General features: G+C 49.2%; 21 protein-coding genes. 1 reads left to right on the top strand and 20 read right to left on the bottom strand.

From position 1 onward, the window contains the following. The 17 genes from ERX35_RS02530 to ERX35_RS02450 all read right to left on the bottom strand — a co-directional run. Positions 1-127, bottom strand: a 127-nt coding sequence (locus ERX35_RS02530) for a transposase (protein ID WP_149458327.1), incomplete at its 3' end; no start/stop codon positions are given. Positions 128-327: 200 nt separating this feature from the next. After that, entirely contained in the window at positions 328-1,680 is a 1,353-nt protein-coding gene (gene ffh, locus ERX35_RS02525; protein ID WP_149458326.1) for a signal recognition particle protein, read from the bottom strand. Between the two features lie 11 nt (positions 1,681-1,691). Next, entirely contained in the window at positions 1,692-2,024 is a 333-nt protein-coding gene (locus tag ERX35_RS02520; protein WP_211359959.1) for a putative DNA-binding protein, read from the bottom strand. Then, entirely contained in the window at positions 2,014-3,210 is a 1,197-nt protein-coding gene (ftsY, locus tag ERX35_RS02515) for a signal recognition particle-docking protein FtsY (protein WP_149458325.1), read from the bottom strand. The genes ERX35_RS02520 and ftsY overlap by 11 nt, the downstream gene beginning before the upstream one ends. Then, on the bottom strand, positions 3,207-6,761 hold the full coding sequence (gene smc, locus ERX35_RS02510; RefSeq protein ID WP_149458324.1) for a chromosome segregation protein SMC: 3,555 nt from the start codon (positions 6,759-6,761) through the stop codon (positions 3,207-3,209). The genes ftsY and smc overlap by 4 nt, the downstream gene beginning before the upstream one ends. A gap of 1 nt (position 6,762) precedes the next feature. Further along, positions 6,763-7,488, bottom strand: coding sequence for a ribonuclease III (gene rnc, locus ERX35_RS02505; protein ID WP_149458323.1), 726 nt, complete (start codon positions 7,486-7,488; stop codon positions 6,763-6,765). A 175-nt stretch (positions 7,489-7,663) separates the two neighbouring features. Further along, positions 7,664-7,897 carry an acyl carrier protein gene (locus ERX35_RS02500; RefSeq protein WP_149458322.1) on the bottom strand — a complete coding sequence of 78 codons (234 nt, stop codon included), beginning with the start codon at positions 7,895-7,897 and terminating at the stop codon, positions 7,664-7,666. A gap of 32 nt (positions 7,898-7,929) precedes the next feature. Further along, the gene (gene fabG, locus ERX35_RS02495; RefSeq protein WP_149458321.1) at positions 7,930-8,664 is read right to left on the bottom strand and encodes a 3-oxoacyl-[acyl-carrier-protein] reductase; all 735 of its coding nucleotides are present in this window, start codon (positions 8,662-8,664) and stop codon (positions 7,930-7,932) included. Continuing rightward, positions 8,661-9,578 carry an ACP S-malonyltransferase gene (gene fabD / locus ERX35_RS02490; protein ID WP_149458320.1) on the bottom strand — a complete coding sequence of 306 codons (918 nt, stop codon included), beginning with the start codon at positions 9,576-9,578 and terminating at the stop codon, positions 8,661-8,663. Before fabD ends, fabG begins: the two co-directional genes overlap by 4 nt. Then, a complete protein-coding gene (plsX, locus tag ERX35_RS02485) occupies positions 9,571-10,554 on the bottom strand; it encodes a phosphate acyltransferase PlsX (protein ID WP_149458319.1) in 984 nt (327 codons plus the stop codon). The genes fabD and plsX overlap by 8 nt, the downstream gene beginning before the upstream one ends. After that, positions 10,547-11,119, bottom strand: a complete 573-nt coding sequence (fapR, locus tag ERX35_RS02480; protein ID WP_149458318.1) for a transcription factor FapR — start codon at positions 11,117-11,119, stop codon at positions 10,547-10,549. The genes plsX and fapR overlap by 8 nt, the downstream gene beginning before the upstream one ends. A 147-nt stretch (positions 11,120-11,266) precedes the next feature. Beyond that, positions 11,267-11,884, bottom strand: coding sequence for a class A sortase (locus ERX35_RS02475; protein ID WP_149458317.1), 618 nt, complete (start codon positions 11,882-11,884; stop codon positions 11,267-11,269). A 32-nt stretch (positions 11,885-11,916) separates the two neighbouring features. Further along, positions 11,917-13,959 (bottom strand): ATP-dependent DNA helicase RecG, encoded by a 2,043-nt coding sequence (gene recG / locus ERX35_RS02470; RefSeq protein ID WP_149458316.1) that lies wholly within the window; start codon positions 13,957-13,959, stop codon positions 11,917-11,919. Further along, entirely contained in the window at positions 13,937-14,827 is an 891-nt protein-coding gene (gene sdaAA / locus ERX35_RS02465; protein WP_149458315.1) for an L-serine ammonia-lyase, iron-sulfur-dependent, subunit alpha, read from the bottom strand. Before sdaAA ends, recG begins: the two co-directional genes overlap by 23 nt. Before the next feature lie 10 nt (positions 14,828-14,837). Next, complete coding sequence (sdaAB, locus tag ERX35_RS02460) at positions 14,838-15,503, bottom strand: L-serine ammonia-lyase, iron-sulfur-dependent subunit beta (RefSeq protein ID WP_149458314.1); 666 nt, start codon at positions 15,501-15,503, stop codon at positions 14,838-14,840. Positions 15,504-15,769: 266 nt separating this feature from the next. After that, the gene (locus ERX35_RS02455; RefSeq protein WP_149458313.1) at positions 15,770-17,407 is read right to left on the bottom strand and encodes a DAK2 domain-containing protein; all 1,638 of its coding nucleotides are present in this window, start codon (positions 17,405-17,407) and stop codon (positions 15,770-15,772) included. A gap of 14 nt (positions 17,408-17,421) precedes the next feature. Then, positions 17,422-17,796, bottom strand: a complete 375-nt coding sequence (locus ERX35_RS02450; RefSeq protein WP_149458312.1) for an Asp23/Gls24 family envelope stress response protein — start codon at positions 17,794-17,796, stop codon at positions 17,422-17,424. 262 nt (positions 17,797-18,058) lie between these two features. Between ERX35_RS02450 and rpmB the strand changes: the two genes are divergently transcribed. After that, a complete protein-coding gene (gene rpmB, locus ERX35_RS02445) occupies positions 18,059-18,247 on the top strand; it encodes a 50S ribosomal protein L28 (RefSeq protein ID WP_133451977.1) in 189 nt (62 codons plus the stop codon). Between the two features lie 50 nt (positions 18,248-18,297). On the opposite strand, the gene ERX35_RS02440 is transcribed toward rpmB, so the two are convergent. From ERX35_RS02440 to rsgA, 3 genes are read right to left on the bottom strand one after another with little or no spacing between them, the layout of a single operon-like run. Then, positions 18,298-18,942, bottom strand: coding sequence for a thiamine diphosphokinase (locus tag ERX35_RS02440; protein WP_246143103.1), 645 nt, complete (start codon positions 18,940-18,942; stop codon positions 18,298-18,300). Position 18,943: 1 nt separating this feature from the next. Beyond that, positions 18,944-19,591 carry a ribulose-phosphate 3-epimerase gene (gene rpe / locus ERX35_RS02435; RefSeq protein ID WP_149458310.1) on the bottom strand — a complete coding sequence of 216 codons (648 nt, stop codon included), beginning with the start codon at positions 19,589-19,591 and terminating at the stop codon, positions 18,944-18,946. Beyond that, entirely contained in the window at positions 19,591-20,466 is an 876-nt protein-coding gene (gene rsgA, locus ERX35_RS02430) for a ribosome small subunit-dependent GTPase A (protein WP_149458309.1), read from the bottom strand. Before rsgA ends, rpe begins: the two co-directional genes overlap by 1 nt. Between the last annotated feature and the right edge of the window lie 23 nt (positions 20,467-20,489).

Here is a 20,489-nt window from a genome sequence, read left to right as displayed (position 1 = left end):
ATTTTCCTAATGCCGAAGGCGTCAGGTCATATTCACGTACAATTTCATTTCTAGGTTTACCGTTCTCATAAAGTTTGACCATCTGTAGTTTAAACTCAGGACTGAAACTTCTTCTTTCTCGTGACATAAATAAATCGCCTACTTTTTTAGATTAACAATATCTATTCACATAGAAATTGTCCAACTAAGTGTAGACGATTCAATATGAATTCTGGAGATTTTAAGATAACTTTAAGGATAGGCATCCTTTTCCTCTCAACTTAGGCCATAACTCTATTTTCCCGTAAAAAAACCGCTGAACGTATTGTTCAGCGGTTGTTTGTCATATTAGAACGGCAGGTTCATTCCCTGGAACGGGTTTCTGCCTTTTTTGCCTTTTTTCATGCCTGAGAACTGCTTCATCATCTTCTTCATCTCGTCGAACTGCTTGATCAGACGGTTCACTTCGCTCATGCTTCTACCTGAGCCGGCCGCAATTCTGCGCTTTCTTGAGACGTTGATGATCGCCGGATTCTCACGCTCTGCTTTCGTCATGGAACGGATGATCGCCTGCACATGATCGATCTGCTTCGGATTCATGTTCAGCTGATTGACGCCTTTCATCTTGTTGGCGCCTGGTATCATCTTCAGCAGATCATCCAGCGGTCCAAGCGCTTTGACCTGATCCAGCTGCTCCAGGAAGTCATCGAACGTGAATGATGATGTCTTCATCTTCTGTTCCAGTTCCTTCGCTTTTGATTCATCGACTGACGCCTGTGCTTTCTCGATGAAGCTTAAGACGTCACCCATGCCGAGTATACGGGACGCCATGCGCTCAGGATGGAACGGCTCAAGTCCGTCCATCTTCTCGCTCATACCGACGAATTTGATCGGTTTCTGTGTCACGCTGCGGATGGACAGTGCTGCACCACCACGTGTGTCACCGTCAAGTTTCGTCAGCGTGACACCTGTCACATCAAGCTGTGTATCGAAGCTCTCTGCCACGTTCACTGCATCCTGACCGGTCATGGCATCGACAACAAGCATGATTTCATCCGGTTTTGAGACTTCCTTCACATCAACCAGTTCATTCATCAGCGCTTCATCGATATGCAGCCGGCCTGCAGTATCGATGATGACGAAGTCATAATGTTCTTCTCTTGCGTGCTGCAGTGCCTGACGCGTGATTTCATCAGGTTTCACCTGGTCTCCTAATGTGAACACCGGGATGTCGATCTGCTTACCGACTGTCTGCAGCTGCTGAATCGCAGCGGGACGATATATATCACACGCGACAAGCAGCGGTCTTTTGTTGAATTTCTTCCGCATCAGGAGGGCAAGTTTACCGGCAGTGGTTGTTTTACCTGCCCCTTGCAGACCGACCATCATGACGACAGTCGGCGGCTTTTTGCTCATGTTGATGGCTGTATTCTCTCCGCCCATGAGCTGTGTTAATTCATCCTGGACGATCTTGATGACCTGCTGGCCCGGCGTCAATGATGTCATGACATCGCTGCCAAGCGCGCGTTCTGATACAGTCGCGACGAACTGCTTGACGACTTTAAAGTTGACGTCGGCTTCAAGCAGTGCAAGTCTGACTTCACGCATCATCACTTTAATATCTGCTTCTGTTACTTTACCTTTACCTCTGATCTTCTGCATCGTTGCCTGCAGTCGTTCTGATAATCCTTCAAATGCCATATGACACACCTCTATTCAATCGATTCTATTTGTTCTATCAGCTTCAGCAGCGCTGTGTCCTGCTGTGTTAAGCTTGCTTTCATATCATCCAGCAGTGCTTTACGTTGTTCAAACTTCTTCAGTAGCCCGAGCTTCTGCTCATAATCCTCAAGCAGTTCGTCAGTCCGTCTTATATTATCATAAACCGCCTGACGGGACACTTGAAATGTCTCTGCGATTTCTGACAGTGACTCATCTTCCAGATAATAGCGCTCTAAATAGTTGCGCTGCTTATCGGTCAGCAGCCCCTGGTAGAAATCAAAGAGATAGTTCATCCGCATCGTTTTGTTCAGATCATCCTGCATGAGGATCAGTCGTTTCTGTGTCGTCCGCTGTGTCAGATTCAACACCGCTCGCTTCAATCATATCTGCGAACAAGCCGTAGACATAGCTTTCTGCGTCAAACGGCTGCAGGTCATCCAGCTTCTCACCAAGTCCGACAAACTTCACAGGGATGTGCAGTTCGTTACGGATCGCAAGGACGATACCTCCTTTAGCTGTACCGTCAAGCTTCGTCAGCACGATACCTGTGACGTCAGTCACTTCTTTGAAGGCCTTCGCCTGCACAAGTGCATTCTGTCCAGTCGTCGCATCTAATGCCAGCAGCACTTCATGCGGTGCACCCGGCACAGATTTTGAGATGACTTTCTTCACTTTCTGCAGCTCATTCATCAAGTTCGCTTTATTCTGCAGCCGGCCTGCTGTATCACAGATCAATATATCGACTTTCTTCGCTTTCGCGGCATTGACTGCATCAAACATGACTGCGGCCGGATCTGATCCTTCGCTCTGCTTCACGACTTCCACGCCGACGCGGTCGCCCCAGATCTGCAGCTGTTCAATCGCTCCTGCACGGAACGTGTCACCTGCTGCCAGCATGACTGTCTTGCCCTGCTGTCTGTAGCGGTGTGCAAGCTTACCGATAGTCGTCGTCTTACCGACACCGTTGACACCGACCATCAGGATGACCGTCAGACCATCTTCCTGAATATTCATCGCCTGCAGCTCATCGTCTTCCTGCTCATAAATTTCCACAATTTTCTCAACAATGACTTCACGGAGGTCAGCTGTTTCAGTAATATTTTGACGCTTGGCTTCAAACCTTAATGATTCGACCAGCTCCATCACCGTGTTGAAGCCGACGTCCGCCTGGATCAGCATTTCTTCCAGTGCTTCAAAGAAATCTTCATCGACTGTCCGGTAGTGCGCTAATAAGTCATTCAGTCTGTTCTGGAAATTCTCACGGGATTTTTCCAGTCCTTGACGGAACTTCGCACCGATCTGCTGCGCTTCCAGCTCCTCGAATTCTTCGATGGACATTAAATCTTCGTCATCAAAGCTGAAGTCCCAGTCGTCCGCCTTTTTCTTCGGCTTGACTGGTTCTGCTGGAACGGGTTCATCGGCTGGAACGGGTTCATCTAAAGGCTGTAACTGTTCCTGTTCTTCTTCTGGTGCTACAAATCTATCTTTTAATCGTTTAAAAAAACTCATTGTGTCAGCTCCTTAACTTTATTATGGTCCAGTTCATTTAAATTGACACTGACTAACTGAGTGATGCCGGAGTTCTGCATCGTGACGCCGTAAAGTCTATCCGCTGCTTCCATTGTACCTTTTCTGTGCGTGATGACAATAAATTGTGTGTCGTCGCTCAATGTCTGCAAGTAACTGCCGAAACGGACGACGTTCGCCTCGTCGAGCGCCGCCTCCACTTCATCAAGTATGACAAACGGCGCACTTCTTACTTTCAGAATGGCAAACAGCAGGGCAACGGCAGTCAACGCCCGCTCACCACCTGACAGCAGTGTCAGCTGCTGCCGTTTCTTGCCGGGCAGCTCCACTGTCATGTCAACGCCTGCTGTTAAGAGGTCATCGCTGTTTAATGTCAACTCACCGATGCCGCCGCCGAACAGCTCACTGAACACCACATTGAAATGCTGCTGCACCTGCTTGAATGTCTCCGTGAAGCGTGTCATCACTTCACTGTCCATCTCCTTGATGACTGTTTCGAGTGTCGCTTTCGCTGCCAGCAGATCGTTTTCCTGCTCAGTCAGGAAGTCATAGCGTTCTTTCACTTCCTCATACTGCTTGATGGCACCGATGTTGACCGGTCCCAGTTCTTCAATCGATGCCTTCGTCAGCTTGACGCGTTTTCTCAGCGCATCGATGTCGCTATCGTCCGTATAATCAGCTGCCGCCGCTTCATATGTCATATGATAGTCTTCCAGCAGGTGATAGATCAAGTTCTCAAGCTGCACATCAATTCTTGAGTAGCGGGCTTTCATTTCGCCGATGCCGTTCTCAAGGCCGCTGATCTGCCGCATCCCTTCATTGTAATGGTGCCGGGCCTGACTCAGGCTGTCTTCCTGCGCCTGTAGTTCTGACCTCCATGTTTCCAGCTGCTGCTGGACAGTCGTGCGGTCGTGCTGCATATCAGCAAGTGTCGTTGACAGCTCACTGATTTTAGCGGTCATCTCTTCCACTGACGTCAGCGCGTTCTGTGCAGTCAGTTCAAGCGTCTGCTGCTCGAGCTGCGTCTGCTGCTGCTGAATCTGCGCGGACTGCTCCTCCTGATACTTCAGCCGTTCCTGCTGGATGATGCGGCGGCTTCTCAGATCATTCAGTTCGGCACTGACTTCTTTTTCGAGCGTTCTGCTGTCAGTGCGGAATACCGTATAGTCTTCCAGCTGCTGCTGAATGTGTGCCAGCTCTTCCTCGCGGCGTGACACGCGCTGTCTGAGGTCAGCCGCCTGCTCTTTAAGCTCTGTATGCTCCTGACGGCGGTCTGCGAGTTCAGCGAACGCCTCATTCGCACGTTGCAGCTGCGCGAGCTTCTGCTCATGCTGCGTCAGTTCAAGCATTTTCTCCTGGCGGTCTTCCGCCAGTGCTTCCCCGCGCGCTCTTAATGTATGGCCATAATGTTCCGCTTCTGCCAGTTCTTCTTTCAGTGCGGCGACTTTCGCCTCAAGTGCTGTCGCCGATGTCTTGTATGTGCTGATTTTAAGGGCGAGTGCTCGTTCTTCTTCTTTCTGCTTTAGCAGCAGCGACGGCTGATTCAGACTGCCGCCGGTCATCGAGCCGCCCGGATTCACCACATTGCCGTCAAGTGTCACGATGCGGTACTTATAGTTGACGATGCGTGCCAGCTGGTTAGCGTGCGGGAGTGTATCGGCGATAATAGTCAGGCCGGTCAAGTTCTGGATCACTGCCTGATAGCGCCTGTCTGTTGTGATGAGGTCTGACAGCACACCGACAAAGCCTGCCTGCTCTGTCAACTGAAGTTTGACTGACTCCGGCAGTTCCCGCTTCTTGATAGTCGTCAGCGGCAGAAATGTCGCTCTTCCTGCTTTCTTCTTCTTGAGCGCTGCAATCGCTGTGCGGGCGCTGTCCTCATCTTCTGTAATAATGCTCTGCAGCTGGCCGCCGAGCGCAATATCGAGCGCCGTCTGATACAGAGCGTCAATATCAATCAGCCCTGCCACAGCGCCGTGAATGCCGGGTAATGAGCCATCTTTCAAGACAGCCCGTACACCTTGGAAATAGCCCTGGAATTCCGCCTGCATAGCGACAATGCTCTCATGTTTTGATGTCAGCTGCTCGATGTAACGGTAAGCTTTAAATAAGTTTTCTTCTTCTGTCTTATACGTCTGATTCAGACTGCTGACTTTGAGCGCTTCCTGCTTATACGCTTCGCGGGCAGCGGTTAACTGCTGCTCGAGCTCAGTGAGCTGCTGCTGCTTCATTCGATGTGCTTTATCAGCCTGCTCGTAATTGTCACGGTCCGCCGCGTCCACCTTGTGGCTCGCAAAATAACCAGCCAGCTGTTCCAGCTGCCGCTCGATCAGTTTAAGCTCATTTTTATTCGCCGTCTGCTCGCTTAACGTCTCGTAGTAATTACCACGCGCCTCTTCCACGAGCTGGTCGACGTCACTGTTCAGCGCCGTCAGCTTCTGTTCAAGCGCGCGTTCTTCTGCCCGCAGCTGTTTGACTGCCTGCTTAGCTTCGTCAATGGTTTTGATGCTGTCATCATGACGCTGCCGGGCTTCTCTGCTTTCTGCTGACAGTCTCGTCAGTTCACGCTGCAGCCGTGCTGTTGAGGCGGCATGGTTCTCTTTCTTCTCTGCCAGCAGGTGATACTGTCCTTGCGTCCGCTCTATTGTCTCCGTCAGCTCGAGCAGCCGCGCCGTCAGCTTGTCAAGTTCGGCTGCCGCCAGTGATTTGTCAGCGGCTGCCTGTCCGATCTGCTGCTCAAGCCGTGTCACTTTGTCCTGCTTGATTAAAATCATTTCTTCGTACTCTTTGATTTCCTGCTCAAGCCGGCTGTAGTGAGTCTTCAACTGAGTGATGTCAAACACCGTGACCTGGATGTCGGCATCTTTCATCTCCTGCAGCAGCTCCTGGTATTCCAGCGCAATCGCCGCCTCCATCTTCAGCGGCTCCACGCGGCCTTCCAGGTCAAAGATAATATCGTTGACGCGTGCTAAGTTGCCTACCGTCTCACTGAGCTTTGACTCCGTCTCTTTTTTGCGCTTCTTGTACTTCAGGACGCCGGCCGCTTCCTCGATCAACTGCCGGCGGTCTTCCGGCTTCGCATTCAATATTTCGTCCACTTTGCCCTGTGAGATGATACTGAACGCTTCTTTACCGAGACCTGTATCCAAAAACAGCTCCGTGATATCTTTCAGCCGGACTTTATTATGATTCAGAAAATATTCACTCTCTCCTGAGCGATACAGCCGGCGCGTCACTTCAATCTCCGCCGCGCCGTCAATCAGCTGACCTGCCTCGTCAAGCTTCAGCGTCACTTCCGCGTAGTTCAGCGGCTGCCGGTTCTCAGCCCCTGAAAAGATGACATCTTCCATGCGCGCACCCCGCAGGTTTCTGGCTGACTGCTCCCCGAGCACCCAGCGGATGGCATCTGTAATATTACTTTTACCTGAACCGTTCGGCCCGACAATCGCCGTGACTCCGCGGCCGAATGTCACATGAGTCTTATCAGCGAATGATTTAAAGCCATAGGCCGTAACCCCTTTCAAATACACCATGCTATACTCCTAACTGAATCGTTTCGAGCGCAATGCGTGCTGCCTGCTGCTCTGACTCTTTCTTCGTACGCCCCGTACCGCGGCCGATCACCTTTGTATCGAGCACCACTTCTGAAGTGAACTCCTTGTGATGCGCCGGGCCGTTTTCTTCTACAAGACGATAGACAATCTGCCCCAGCCCCTGCTGATGAAGATATTCCTGCAGAAATGTCTTATGATCTAAAATTCCTGCCAGCAGCTCCTCATTGATATGCGGGATGATCGCAAGATCCGCAAACTTGACCGCTGCCTCAAACCCGAGGTCAAGAAACAGCGCTCCGATGAACGCTTCAAAGACATCCGCGATCAGTGACGGACGATTTCTGCCCCCTGTCTTCTCCTCACCTTTACCGAGTAGAATCAGCCGGGAAAATTCAAGTTTATTCGCGAATGTTACAAGTGATGGCTCACAGACAATAGCTGCTCTTAATTTCGTCAGCTTACCCTCTGACATATCGCTATGTTCTCGGAATAAATATTGAGAAACCACCAATTCTAACACCGCATCACCGAGGAATTCGAGACGTTCATTATCTTTCAGCTTCTCCATCTTGAAATCATTGATGAAGCTTGAATGAGAAAATGCCTGTTCATACAGTTTTAAATTATCCGGCTTAATATTCAGCTCAGTCATTTTCAGCGCCAGCCGGCTGTGAAAATCTTTTAATATCGCTTGTTTCTTACTCATATGCTACCTCCTTTTATTATCCCTTTATTTTACGTCATTCCTGCATGAAAAAAAAGAAAAAATGGCTAAATAAGATGATGCTTCCTAGTAAACCGCCGATTATCATCTAGAGAACTAAAAAAACGCCTTGCAGTCTTCACGAGGAAGCATTCAAGACGTAAAAATCGCTGATCGATTATTTATCTAATGATTCAATGTATGATACAGCGTCACCAACAGTGTTGATTTTTTCTGCTTCCTCATCAGGAATTTCCATACCGAATTCATCTTCTAATTCCATTACTAATTCTGCGATGTCCAAAGAATCAGCACCTAAATCATCTTTGAAAGACGCTTCAGGAGTTACTTTTTCAGCATCGACACCTAAACGGTCGACGATGATTTCTTTTACTTTATCGAAGTTTGCCATGATCTCACCTCCTTCAAATGATGGCCTGAACATTAGTTCATGACCATGCCGCCGTTGACGTGCAAAGTCTGCCCTGTTATATATTTTGCCTTATCAGACGCTAAAAAGCTAGCCGCATATGCCACATCTTCTACTTGACCGAATGTTCCGAGCGGAATCTGGGTTTTCATCGCTGACTGGATGTCCTCGTTCAGCTGGTCTGTCATATCAGAGACGATAAAACCCGGTGCGATCGCGTTCACTGTAATGTGACGGGATGCCAGTTCACGTGCAAAGGTCTTTGTCAGTCCTTCTACACCGGCTTTCGCTGCGACATAGTTCGCCTGTCCGGCATTGCCGATAGTGCCGACGACGCTGCTGATATTGATGATGGTACCGCTTCTCTGCTTCAGCAGCTGACGAGTGACACCCTGCACGACGTTGAAGACGCCTGTCAGGTTAGTGTCGATGACGTCACTCCACTCGTCCTGCTTCATGCGCATCATCAAATTGTCGCGCGTAATCCCTGCATTGTTCACAACGCAGTCAATCGTCCCGAACTTCTCGATCGTTTCTTTGACCATGGCCGCCACTTCTTCTTTGACGGCAACATTCGCCTGGACGGCAACGGCTTCACGGCCGAGCGCCTTGATTTCGTCTACGACCTGCTCCGCTTTTTCTTTACTGCCGGCATAGTTGACTACGACGTCAAAGCCATCTTTTGCGAGCTGCAGTGCAATGGCTTTGCCGATTCCTCTTGACGCGCCGGTTACTAATGCTGTTGTCATTGTGCATTCCACCCTTTAATTTCTTCAACCGTGCCGAGCGCTGTGAGCGTGACATTCCGGTCGATTTTTTTGATGAGACCGCTCAATACTTTGTTCGGTCCTACTTCTACAAATTCAGTGACACCCTGCTCGATTAAATAACGGATCGATTCTTCAAAGCGGACGGGTGAATACAGCTGTTTGATCAGCTGCTGCTTAATTTCGTCTTTATCAGTCACAGGCCGTGCGGTCGTATTCTGAACGACCGGTACTACCGCATCATTAAATGTGAACGTCTCTAAAAAGGCACCGAACTCCTCAGCGATGCATTCCATCATCGATGAATGGAATGGTCCTGAGACATTAAGCGGCAGGACACGTTTTGCGCCGAGCGACTTACCGTCCCGCACGAACGCATCAATTTTTTCCTGATGCCCAGAGACAACAATCTGACCCGGACAGTTCAAGTTGGCCGGTTCCACTTTCAGTTCCGGTGTAGACAGCTGTTCGCAGATAGCCGTCACTTCCTCCACTGTCAAGCCGAGTACCGCAGCCATGGAGCCGGTGCCTTTCGGAAAGGCCGTCGCCATCAGTTCACCGCGTTTAGCAACAATCTTGACGGCATCTTCCGCAGTCAGCACGCCGCTTGCGACAAGCGCTGCATATTCGCCTAAGCTGTGACCGACAGTATAGTCATAATCGATTGTCAGTTCATTCAGGACAGCCGTGCTATGGCTGACAATGGCCGGCTGGGTATACTGGGTCAGACCGAGCTGTGCTTCATCATTGAACATGAGCTCAAGCACATCAAAGTTAAGTGCAGCGTTCAGCTGGTCAAGAAATGCCCGGCCGCTCTCCAGTTCGTCGTATATATCTTTCGCCATCCCAAGCTTCTGGGCTCCCTGACCGGGAAAGAGCAGTGCGCGTTTAGTCATTTCGGACAACCTCTCGTTTCATAGTTTCTAGCACATTCATTTCTACTGTTTCCTTCGCCTGGCGGAGTGCATTGAAAATCGCTCTGGCGTTGGATGAGCCGTGTGCTTTAATGACGATCCCATTCAAGCCGAATAATATAGCGCCGCCGTACTCCGAATAGTCCATTTTGTCTTTAATAAGATTCATATCTTTTTTCAGCACACCTGCTGCCAGTTTGTTCTTCATGTTTTTCGTCAGCTGCTGTTTCAGCATGGTGAAGATGCTGTTCGCTGTACCTTCCAGTGACTTAAGCACCATATTGCCGGTGAAACCGTCTGTCACAACGACGTCAGCTGCACTGAACAATAAATCCTTCGCCTCAACGTTGCCGATGAAGTTCAACGGGTCCTGCGCCTTCAGCAGTGTGAAGGCTTCACGTGTCAGCATGTTCCCTTTTTTATCCTCTGTGCCGATATTCAGCAGACCGATCGTCGGCCGCTCTATTTTGCGGATTGCTTTGGCATAAACATTGCCCATGACCGCATACTGCTCAAGGTGCTCCGGCTTGGCGTCGGCATTGGCCCCCATATCAAGCAGGATGAATCCGCTGTCATCTACAGTCGGCAGCGTCAGCGCAAGTGCCGGTCTTTCCACGCCCGGCAGCCGGCCGACGATAAACAGGCCGGATGACATGAGCGCCCCCGTATTTCCCGCCGATACACAGGCATCCGCTTCACCGTATTTCACTGCTTCTGCCATGCGGACCATAGAAGAATCTTTTTTGCGTCTGATGGCGCGGACCGGTTCATCCTCCATATCGATCACTTCTGTACAATGCTGGAACTGAATACGTTCATGCTGCAGGCGGTATTTCTCCTGGTCACCGAAGAGCTGGATTTCGACGTCATCGTATTCATCGAGCAGCATTTTAACGCCGTCAAGCACAACATCCGGAGCATTGTCTCCACCCATCATATCAACCGCAATTTTAATCATTATTTTCACCTTCACTCACATAATACATTTCAAACTTACCTGTAAATACCATACGCTGCTTGACCGTGCTGACCACTTCGATGACCGCCCTGTTGTTTTTCTTCTCGACAAGCAGTGCTTTCGTGATGACCCGTTCACCGAGCTTGACCGGACTGACAAACTTGACCTCACTCTTTGCCGTCAAGGCGAATTCATCATCCATCAGCGCCACACAAAGTGAGTTGGCCTGAGCAAACAGGAAATGACCGCGGGCAATCTTATTGCGGTGGAACACATGCTCATCCTGGATATCAAGAATAGAGATCGCCACTTTATCCAGCTGCAGTTCAACAATCTCACCGATGACTTCATCAATCGGCAGCGCCTTCACTTCATCCCTGTTCTGACAGGCAACATCTTTAATACGTTCACGCAGCTCAGGAATGTTCTTCTCAAGTCGATCCAGCCGGATTGTCTGGATGCTGACATTGAACGTCTGACTAAGCGCCTCATCGGTCAGAAAAGGGTTGTCATTCAATATGGTCTGCAGCTGCTGCTGGCGTTCAGCCTTCGTTAATTTTTTCATATCTTCAAGTCCTGTCTTAGTAGTTGGTACTAATACTTGTACTTAGTATAAACAACTTCTAAAGTTTGTGCAAACATTTACAGACTGTAGTTCTACACTCTGCTGCACAAAAAAACCGCTGGAGTCAGTCGTTCACTCCAGCAGCTGTTAAGCGCCTCTCACAATACGTGCCTTGACGATGAGCCGCTCTTCAAAGAGCAGCGTGTCAGGGTTATAGGAATCACATGTAATCAAAGTCAGCTCCTGCGGTCTGCCCGGATGTTCATTCAGCACGGACACTTGTGACGGATTGACCTTATAACTGTCATAAATCTCATACACTTTCTTTCCGCCCTTTGTCACGAGGATGACTTTATCCCCCTTGTTGGCGCGGCCGAGATAATTGAACCTGATGCCTGCTCCTTCGACCCGGTGGCCTGCAATGGCGATATTCTGTTCAGATAACTGTTCATCCTTCTCTACAAGCGTGACACCATTCTCTAAGTTAGCCTGTGTCGCCGGTCCTTTCAGCAGCGGCTCGTTAATGCCCGCTGCCGGTATTTCTAAATAGCCGAGCATGTTCTTCTTCAGCGTCACTTTTTCCGGGTCTGTCTGAGTGATCCACCGCTCGAGTGGATTGACTTCAGGCGCTTTGTCCTGCTGTTCAAAGGAAGTAATCACTTGATGGTTCACTCTATCCGTGAAGTAAGCCCGGATATTCTGCCAGAAAAACAGCACAAGAGCTGCCATTATAAATAGCACGCCGAGTGCTCGTAATCCTCTCATCAGTTTTCTCCTCCATTTCAGCATCAGCCCGCTTAATCAATCTCCAGCGTGTTCAGTTCCAGCTGCAGCCGATTTTTCAGGCCGCTGTTTTCAGGTCTATCAATCGCACCGCTTAAGATCATTGCCGCTGCTTCGTCACGCGCCACTTCAAGCATGCGGTAATCTTCAACAATATCTGCGACTTTAAAATCCGGCAGCCCGCTCTGCTTCACGCCGAAAAAGTCGCCGGGGCCGCGCATCTCAAGGTCTTTCTCACTGAGGACAAAGCCATCAGTCGTCTGACACATGATCTGCATCCGCTCAATTCCGGTCTCTGTTGACGGGTTGCTGATTAATAGGCAGTAACTCTGCTGATCGCTCCGCCCGACGCGGCCGCGCAGCTGATGCAGTGTCGACAGACCGAACCGCTCAGCATCTATAATGATCATCATCGTGGCATTCGGCACATTGACCCCGACTTCAACGACGGTCGTCGACACTAAAATTGATATCTCGTGTCTGCTGAACCGCTCCATCACCGCATCTTTCTCTTCTGACGACATGCGGCCGTGCAGCAGGCCGACCCGCTCCGCACCGAACTGGCGGCAGAACTCCTCGTAGACAGCGACGGTGTTCTGCACATCCAGTTTCTCGGATGCTTCTATGAGCGGGCAGATAACATAGGCCTGTCTGCCTTTCTTCAGTTCGTCTGCCGTCCTCTGATAAATAATCGGCATCTCCTCATGTTTCGCCCATGACGTGATAATCGGTTTACGGCCTTTTGGCATCTCACGGATTGTCGTGACGTCCATTTCTCCGAACACAGAGATCGCCAGTGTTCTTGGTATCGGTGTCGCCGTCATAAAGAGCACGTTCGCCTCTTCGCCTTTTTCGCGCAGTCGTTTCCGCTGATTGACGCCGAAGCGGTGCTGCTCATCCGTGATGACCAGTCCTAACCGGTTGAACCGTACTTCGTCCTGGATGAGGGCATGCGTACCGACAATCATGTCGATCTCTCCTGCTGCCAGCTGTTCGAGCAGGAGACGCCGCTTTCTGCCCTTGACTGAACTCGTCAGCAGGGCGATACGGCAGCTGTCTTTGTAGAGAGCTGCAAGACTTTCTGCATGCTGTTCCGCGAGAATCTCTGTCGGTACCATGAGCGCACTCTGATAGCCGGCTGTCATAAGGGCATACATGGCAATCGCAGCCACCACTGTTTTACCGGAACCGACGTCTCCCTGCAGCAGACGGTTCATGCGCAGCGGCAGTTTGATGTCCCGGAATATTTCATTGACGCTCTTCTTCTGCGCTTCAGTCAGTTCAAACGGCAGTGTCTCAATGAACGCCTTGACTGCGTCTATATCATAATTGATACCGACCGCAAGACCGGTCTGATGCTCCTTCATATTCAGCATTCTCATCTTCAGCTGAAATAAAAACAGTTCGCAAAAAGCAAACGTTCGTTTCGCCTGCTTCAGGCTGGAATCATCCGCCGGAAAATGCAGTGTCTCGACCGCCTGCTTTAAATCCCACAGCTTATACTTCGCTGCGAGGTCATCAGGAATCATTGGCGTGATGTCAGTGAGCGATAACGCCTGTGCCACTAACTTCTGAAACTGCTTCGGCTTCAGCTGACCTTTCAAGCTGTACTGCGGCACAAGCGCTTTGTCCGAGCTGTCAGTCACTGTCGCTGAAAATTTGCTGCCTTGAATGATCTGCTTGGACCGCTGCCATTTACCGGTGACGGTCACTGTCTCGCCGAGCACGACTTGATGCTTGATGTACGGCTGGTTAAAAAACTCGACTCTGACCGCCACTTGGTTCACCAGCATGTGAAAGGCTGTTTTCGAGCGGCTTCTGCCAAAATAACTCAGTTGCGGAGAACTATATACTTCCCCCGCCACCGTTATTTTCTCGCCGTCCGCCGCCGTGTTGATATCGACAATGGATTCGTCCTCATAGCGATACGGCAGATGCAGCACGATATCAGTCAGCGAATGGATGCCGAGATCATTCAGCTTGAGCACCGTCTGCGGGCCGACACCTTTTAATTCTGTTAATGGACATTCAGACTCAATTAAATGTTGATTGTGCATTGGAACCGAAAATTCTTTCTTTCATTTCCTGTCCTGTCTTAGTGCCCGCCAGGCCGCCGCGTCCTGTTTCACGCAGTGCACTCGGCATCGTCTGACCGATTTTGTACATCGCTTCAATGACTTCATCAGTCGGAATACGACTTTCGATGCCTGCAAGCGCCATATCTGCTGAGACGATGGCATTGGAAGCACCGGCTGCATTACGTTTAACACATGGCACTTCAACGAGTCCTGCAACCGGGTCGCATACTAGACCGAGCATATTTTTCATGCAGATGGCAAATGCATGAGCAGATTGTTTCGGTGAACCGCCCGCCATTTCTACGATCGCCGCTGCAGCCATCGCAGCAGCCGAGCCGACTTCCGCCTGACAGCCGCCGGCAGCACCGGAAATAGAAGCATTGTTCGCTACGACAAAGCCGAATGCGCCTGTTGTGAACAGGAAGTTCACCATATCTTCTCGAGTCGCCTTGAGTTTATTTTTCACGGCGAACAACGTGCCCGGTACCACCCCTGCAGAGCCGGCTGTCGGTGTCGCACAGATTAAGCCCATCGCAGCATTCACTTCGTTTGTCGCGACTGCTTTCGCAACTGCATCAAGCAGCAGCTCACCGCTTAACATGTTGCCTTTCTCAATATATTCACGCATTTTAACGGCATCCATGCCTGTCAGACCTGTCGGACTCTGCACGCCGTTCAGTCCGCGTTCAACCGCCTGCTCCATGACCTCCAGGTTGCGTTCCATTCCTTTGTATATATCTTCATAAGAGCGTTTAGAGACTGCCATCTCCTGCTCGATCATCACTTCATATATTTTTTTGTTCTCTGTTTCGCAAATCGTTACGAGTTCTGCTACACTTTTAAACATCATGTCCTCCTTATGACTCTTCCATCAAGGTTACTGTCTGTATCCCCTGACAAGCTCTTATTTCATTTAAAACCTCTTCAGTGATCTGATCATCCAGTTCACACGTCATTAACGCGATGTCGCCTTTCTCTTTACGGGACACCTGCATCTGACCGACGTTGATCTGATGTCTGCCTAAAATCTGTGTCACGCTCGCAATAGAGCCGAACGTGTCCTGGTGAAAGACAAGCAGTGTCGGATAGTTGCCTGATATGGCAATAGGGAAGCCGTTTAACGCGACAATTTCGATTTTACCGCCGCCGATGGATATCCCTTCGATCGTCAGTTCTTTATCGCCGTCTGACATATGAATGACGGCAGTGTTCGGATGACTCTTCTCCTCACTCATCTCGATGAATGAGACAACCATGCCCTGTTCCTTCGCAATGTTCAGCGCCTGAGGAATACGGGAATCATCTGTATCAAATCCCATCAGTCCGCCGACTAACGCGACATCTGTGCCGTGTCCTCTGTAAGTCTCCATAAATGAACCATATAAATAAATATCCGCCTGCTTCGGTGTCCCGCCGAATAAATCACGTGCGACAAGACCGATTCTCACGGCCCCTGCTGTATGTGAAGAAGACGGACCGACCATTACCGGGCCAATAATATCGAATACACTTCTATATTTCATTGCTACCTACCCCTTTAAACCTTTTAATATGATGATTATACCACCATTTGACCATTAAATGCTGGCTGACCATTCACTGACAGCCGCAAAAAGATAGCGTTTTCAGGAAAATTAATATTTTCGCCATAAGTAGCCTACCATCTTTCCTGCACCACTTCAACTTGAACGGGTTAAAGCCTCATAAAAACATAAAAAAGCTTACTTATAGTAAGCTTTGTAACGATTCATGCTTCTCTACTCGCTCCAGAAAGAAGACATGTCTTCAATTATTCTACTGCAAACATGAAACTGTAGATCGGCTGTCTGCCGTCCTGCACTTCCACTTCGATATCTTCATACTGCTCCTCAAGATGCGCGACCAGTGCATCGACGTCTTCGTCGGCAGCATCAGCACCTTTAAAGATGGTAACGATCTCGCTGTCGTCATCGATCATCGCAGCAAGCAGCTCAGTACATACTTTCTGCTGACTCACGTCCGATACTTTAATCTTGCTTTCAAACAGACCCATGAATGCACCCTTTTTAATCTCCACGCCGTCAATTGACGTATCTCGTACTGCATAAGTGACAGAGCCGGACTTCACATGTTTCAGCGCTTCAGTCATCTGCTCCTTGTTAGCTTCAAGTTCAGCATCCGGCATATAGGACAGCATAGCCGTCATACCTTGCGGAATCGTCTTGGACGGAATGACCGCGACCGGAATTGAGACGACGGAAGCTGCCTGTTCTGCTGCCATGATGATATTTTTGTTATTCGGCAGAATGATGGCTTCCTGACATTTAGAAGCTTCGATGACTTTGACGATATCTTCTGTCGATGGATTCATCGTCTGACCGCCGCTGATGACGTGTGTGGCACCGATAGACTCAAAGAGCTTCGTAATACCGTCACCCATTGAAATCGTGATGACCGCTTTTTCCACTTCTTTTGTCGCTGACTGCTTAATTCCACGTTTACGCAGTACTTCTCTATGCTGCTCACGCATGTTCTCCACTTTGATCTTGATGATCTCACCGTACTGGCTGCCATATGTCAGCGCTTCTCCCGGTGTTTCTGAGTGGACATGTGTTTTTACGATTTCATCATCTGAAATGACAAGCAGAGAATCTCCGAACTCAGCCATGTCATTTCTGAACGCATCTTCATTGAACGGCTTTTTGCCCGGCGTAAAGCGCACCATGAACTCTGTACAGAAGCCAGGGACAATATCTTCTGTTTTCACGACATCACCGAAGTCATGGTCGTCATTGACAAACGACTCATCCACTTTGGCCTGCGGCGGTGCAATAGCTTCACCTTTCATCGCTGCAAGAAAGCCTTCATACACATACATCAGCCCTTGGCCGCCGCTGTCGACGACACCGACTTCCTTCAGTACAGGTAGTAGTTCAGGTGTATTCTTCAGAGAAATATTGCCTGCTTCGACGATGGCTTCCATGATCTCAATGACATCATCACTTGTGTCAGCCACTTCCATGCCGCGGGCGGCTGCTTCTCGTGCGACCGTCAAAATCGTCCCTTCCACAGGTTTCATCACTGCTTTATAAGCTGTTTTAACACCTGAATCAAAAGCCTTTGCAAATTTCTTCGCCTCGATGTCCGCCTGTTCCTCCACTGCTTTAGAGAAGCCTCTAAACAGCTGTGACAGAATGACACCGGAGTTTCCGCGTGCACCCATGAGCAGTCCTTTAGAAAATGCTTTGCCGACATTGCCGATATGAGCTTCAACATGCGCTGCTGTTTCTGTTGCGCCGGAAGTCATCGACAAATTCATATTAGTTCCTGTATCACCGTCAGGCACAGGGAAAACGTTCAGAGAATCCACGTACTCTGCGTTCTGAGATAAGTTATTTGCTCCAGCTGAAATCATCTCAGCAAATAGCCTGCCATCAATCTTGTTCATTCAAATGATCCTCCTTATTCTTCCTCGTCCAGTTTAATCACACGTACACCTTGTATATATATATTAACTGAATTAACTTTTAAGTTTAATGCTTTTTCAAGCGTATATTTAACAGCAGACTGCACATTATTCGCGATTTCTGAAATCTTTGTGCCGTAAGCGACAATGATATACATGTCTACGTCCAGTTTATCGTCTTTCTGTGAGACAATAACCCCTTTAGAGTAGTTATCACGTCTTAAAATATCCGCAATTCCGTCTCTCACTTGATGTTTGCTTGCCATCCCGATGATACCGTAGCATTCAACAGCAGCACCGCCGGCAATGGTAGCAATGACGTCATTAGAAATATCAATACTGCCGAACTCATTTGTAATTTCTAAAGTCATGAGATCCCTCCTAATTTTCATTCATCAAGTTATTATACGCAATATTCCCTGCAATGTACAAGAAAACTCTAAAATATGAAAGCACAGCTCAATGAATACAATGTCTCAGCAGAGACAGCCGACCGGTTTTCTGTCATAAAATAACACACAGCTGTCACAAGTTTCTCAACAATAAAGTTGCAACCTCTACTCATTTGTGTTAAATTACTATGGTATGTAAAAGATAAGTGTATCTCTATATATCATTAAAGGAGGAAATCACATGGCTAAAGTATGTCACGTTACAGGCCGTAAAGCCGTAACTGGTAACAATCGTTCTCACGCTATGAATGCGAACAAACGTCGCTGGAATGCTAACTTACAAAAAGTTAGAATCCTTGTAGATGGCAAACCGAAACGTGTATGGGTTTCTGCTCGTGCATTAAAATCAGGTAAAGTGACTCGCGTTTAATGACTATATAGATACAGAAAAAAAGACCTTTGTGTGGAAGGTCTTTTTTTTTATGCTGATTTGTCCCTGCTCTGCACCATATAGACCATGCCGTTCTCTACTGTCACTTGGGCCCGGTCAGCGATAAACTCATTGGACACCGTCCGCGTCCGCCCTAGTTCAAGCGGTGTGCGGGGCAGCTCGTATTTCAGGCCTTCTATCGTCAGCAGCACCTGCTCGCCGAGCGGAATGAAGGAGACATACTGCATGTCTTGCGCATGCGTAATGATATGTGTGCCTGCTGCCAGCACCTGGATGATGTTCTGGTCATCTACAATATAGAACTCACTGCCGGACAATATGACGTCCGGATGTGCAAGTGTCTGTAAGTTGCCGAGGAAGTGATCCATCCGGCCGCCTGTCGCGCCGTGAATGAACACCCGGTCATAATCAAGCGTCAACGCGTAGTGAATGCCTACTTCAAGATCCGTCTCATTTTTTTCTGACGGCAGCACTTCCACTTCGATATGGTCATTGATCAAGTCGCGTTCTGCGGGCGTCGTCGAATCAAAGTCACCGAAAGCAGCAATCGGAGTGATCCCGTGCCTGAGCAGCACGACGGTGCCGTAATCTATCCCGACCCAGTCCTCATGAGCGAGCTGACTCAGCGTGTCCTCTGTCACGCCGTTATATGTACATAGCAGATGCAGATCCATCTTATTCACCCCTCAGTTTCTGTGCAGGTACATTGTAATCATCATGCTTGAAGAAATAGGACCCTGCAACAAACACGTCGGCACCGCGTGCCCGGCACAATGCGGCTGTCTCCTCATTGATGCCGCCGTCCACTTCAATCTCATAGGTCAGGCCGTGTGCCCGGCGGTAGTCGTCCAGATAGCTGATCTTGTCAACCATGCCTTCTATGAACGACTGGCCGCCGAAACCCGGATTGACGGTCATCACAAGTACAAGGTCGACATCAGACAGCACCGGCTCAAGCAGTGTCACGTTCGTTCCGGGATTAACAGCCACTCCTGCTTTCTTACCCTTCTGCCTGATCATTTGCAGCACGCGGTGAATGTGAGGCGTCGCTTCCAAGTGAACGGTAATGATATCGCTGCCGGCATCCGCAAACTGACTGACGAACACTTCAGGGTCGGCAATCATCAGATGGCTGTCAATCGGCAGCGAGGTAATCTGCCGCAGCTGCGCTAATATCGGCAGCCCGAAAGAGATGTTTGGTACGAACTGACCGTCCATGACATCATAATGCAGATAGTCGACGCCGCTCGCCTCCAGTTTCTTGACCTCCTCCTGAAGCTTCGTAAAATCACATGATAATAAGCTCGGTGCAATTTTAACCATCAATATCTCACCTTTCTCGTCTCAATTTCATTCATCAGCTGCAGATAGTTGTCATACCTTGACTGCATCACCTCACCCGATTCAACCGCTGCTTTAACAGCGCATGACGGCTCATTGACATGCAGACATTCCCTGTATCTGCACTGGTCTTCACGAGCCACAAACTCAGGAAAGCAGTTTTTGAGGATATATTTATCAATATGGGCGATATCAAGTGCACTGAACCCCGGCGTATCCGCTAAATACTTGCCGTTCACTTGAATCAGTTCAACATGCCTGGTCGTATGCTTCCCGCGGTTAAGGGCGCTTGAAATAATCCCAGTTTCAAGCTGACTGTCAGGTTTCACCGCATTGATCAGTGACGATTTGCCGACACCTGACTGCCCGCTCAGCACGTTAATGCCATCCACTAAAATATCGGCAAGCGCTGACTGGTCCTCAAGATTGGAGACGAAATACGTGCGGTAACCGATGGCTTCATAATCGCTCAGCTGGCTCTCTATCGCTGCAGTCTGTGCCGCGTTCAGCAGATCTTTCTTCGTGACAATGAGACAAGGCTCTATGTCATAGCTTTCAACAATAACAAGGAATTTATCGATTAAGTTTTTGCTGAATTCAGGTTCTTTCGCACTCATCACGACGAGCACCTGGTCGATATTAGCGACTGGCGGCCGCTTCAGTTCATTCCGGCGGGGTTTCAGTTCTGTAATGTAGCCGTCCGTCTCATTTTCAATCTGAAAGATAACTTCATCACCGACAAGCGGCGAGATGCCTTTTTTCCGGAACACACCACGCGCACGGCACTGGAAGCTTTCACCTTCACTGTCCACATAATAAAAACCGCTTAACGCCTTATAAATTAATCCTTCTCTCACTGCGTCACCTCATCTGTTTCTTT

It is taken from the genome of Macrococcus equipercicus, from assembly GCF_004359525.2.
In the GTDB taxonomy this organism is placed as follows: domain Bacteria; phylum Bacillota; class Bacilli; order Staphylococcales; family Staphylococcaceae; genus Macrococcus; species Macrococcus equipercicus.
This window is presented reverse-complemented; position numbering and strand designations above follow the sequence as displayed.

Bases quoted from the DNA above. Each gene is read 5' to 3' on its own strand.
- ffh (WP_149458326.1), bottom strand. From the start codon at position 1,680: ATGGCATTTGAAGGATTATCAGAACGACTGCAGGCAACGATGCAGAAG.
- ERX35_RS02520 (WP_211359959.1), bottom strand. From the start codon at position 2,024: ATGCAGGATGATCTGAACAAAACGATGCGGATGAACTATCTCTTTGAT.
- ftsY (WP_149458325.1), bottom strand. From the start codon at position 3,210: ATGAGTTTTTTTAAACGATTAAAAGATAGATTTGTAGCACCAGAAGAA.
- smc (WP_149458324.1), bottom strand. From the start codon at position 6,761: ATGGTGTATTTGAAAGGGGTTACGGCCTATGGCTTTAAATCATTCGCT.
- rnc (WP_149458323.1), bottom strand. From the start codon at position 7,488: ATGAGTAAGAAACAAGCGATATTAAAAGATTTTCACAGCCGGCTGGCG.
- ERX35_RS02500 (WP_149458322.1), bottom strand. From the start codon at position 7,897: ATGGCAAACTTCGATAAAGTAAAAGAAATCATCGTCGACCGTTTAGGT.
- fabG (WP_149458321.1), bottom strand. From the start codon at position 8,664: ATGACAACAGCATTAGTAACCGGCGCGTCAAGAGGAATCGGCAAAGCC.
- fabD (WP_149458320.1), bottom strand. From the start codon at position 9,578: ATGACTAAACGCGCACTGCTCTTTCCCGGTCAGGGAGCCCAGAAGCTT.
- plsX (WP_149458319.1), bottom strand. From the start codon at position 10,554: ATGATTAAAATTGCGGTTGATATGATGGGTGGAGACAATGCTCCGGAT.
- fapR (WP_149458318.1), bottom strand. From the start codon at position 11,119: ATGAAAAAATTAACGAAGGCTGAACGCCAGCAGCAGCTGCAGACCATA.
- ERX35_RS02475 (WP_149458317.1), bottom strand. From the start codon at position 11,884: ATGAGAGGATTACGAGCACTCGGCGTGCTATTTATAATGGCAGCTCTT.
- recG (WP_149458316.1), bottom strand. From the start codon at position 13,959: ATGCACAATCAACATTTAATTGAGTCTGAATGTCCATTAACAGAATTA.
- sdaAA (WP_149458315.1), bottom strand. From the start codon at position 14,827: ATGTTTAAAAGTGTAGCAGAACTCGTAACGATTTGCGAAACAGAGAAC.
- sdaAB (WP_149458314.1), bottom strand. From the start codon at position 15,503: ATGAAATATAGAAGTGTATTCGATATTATTGGCCCGGTAATGGTCGGT.
- ERX35_RS02455 (WP_149458313.1), bottom strand. From the start codon at position 17,407: ATGAACAAGATTGATGGCAGGCTATTTGCTGAGATGATTTCAGCTGGA.
- ERX35_RS02450 (WP_149458312.1), bottom strand. From the start codon at position 17,796: ATGACTTTAGAAATTACAAATGAGTTCGGCAGTATTGATATTTCTAAT.
- rpmB (WP_133451977.1), top strand. From the start codon at position 18,059: ATGGCTAAAGTATGTCACGTTACAGGCCGTAAAGCCGTAACTGGTAAC.
- ERX35_RS02440 (WP_246143103.1), bottom strand. From the start codon at position 18,942: ATGGATCTGCATCTGCTATGTACATATAACGGCGTGACAGAGGACACG.
- rpe (WP_149458310.1), bottom strand. From the start codon at position 19,591: ATGGTTAAAATTGCACCGAGCTTATTATCATGTGATTTTACGAAGCTT.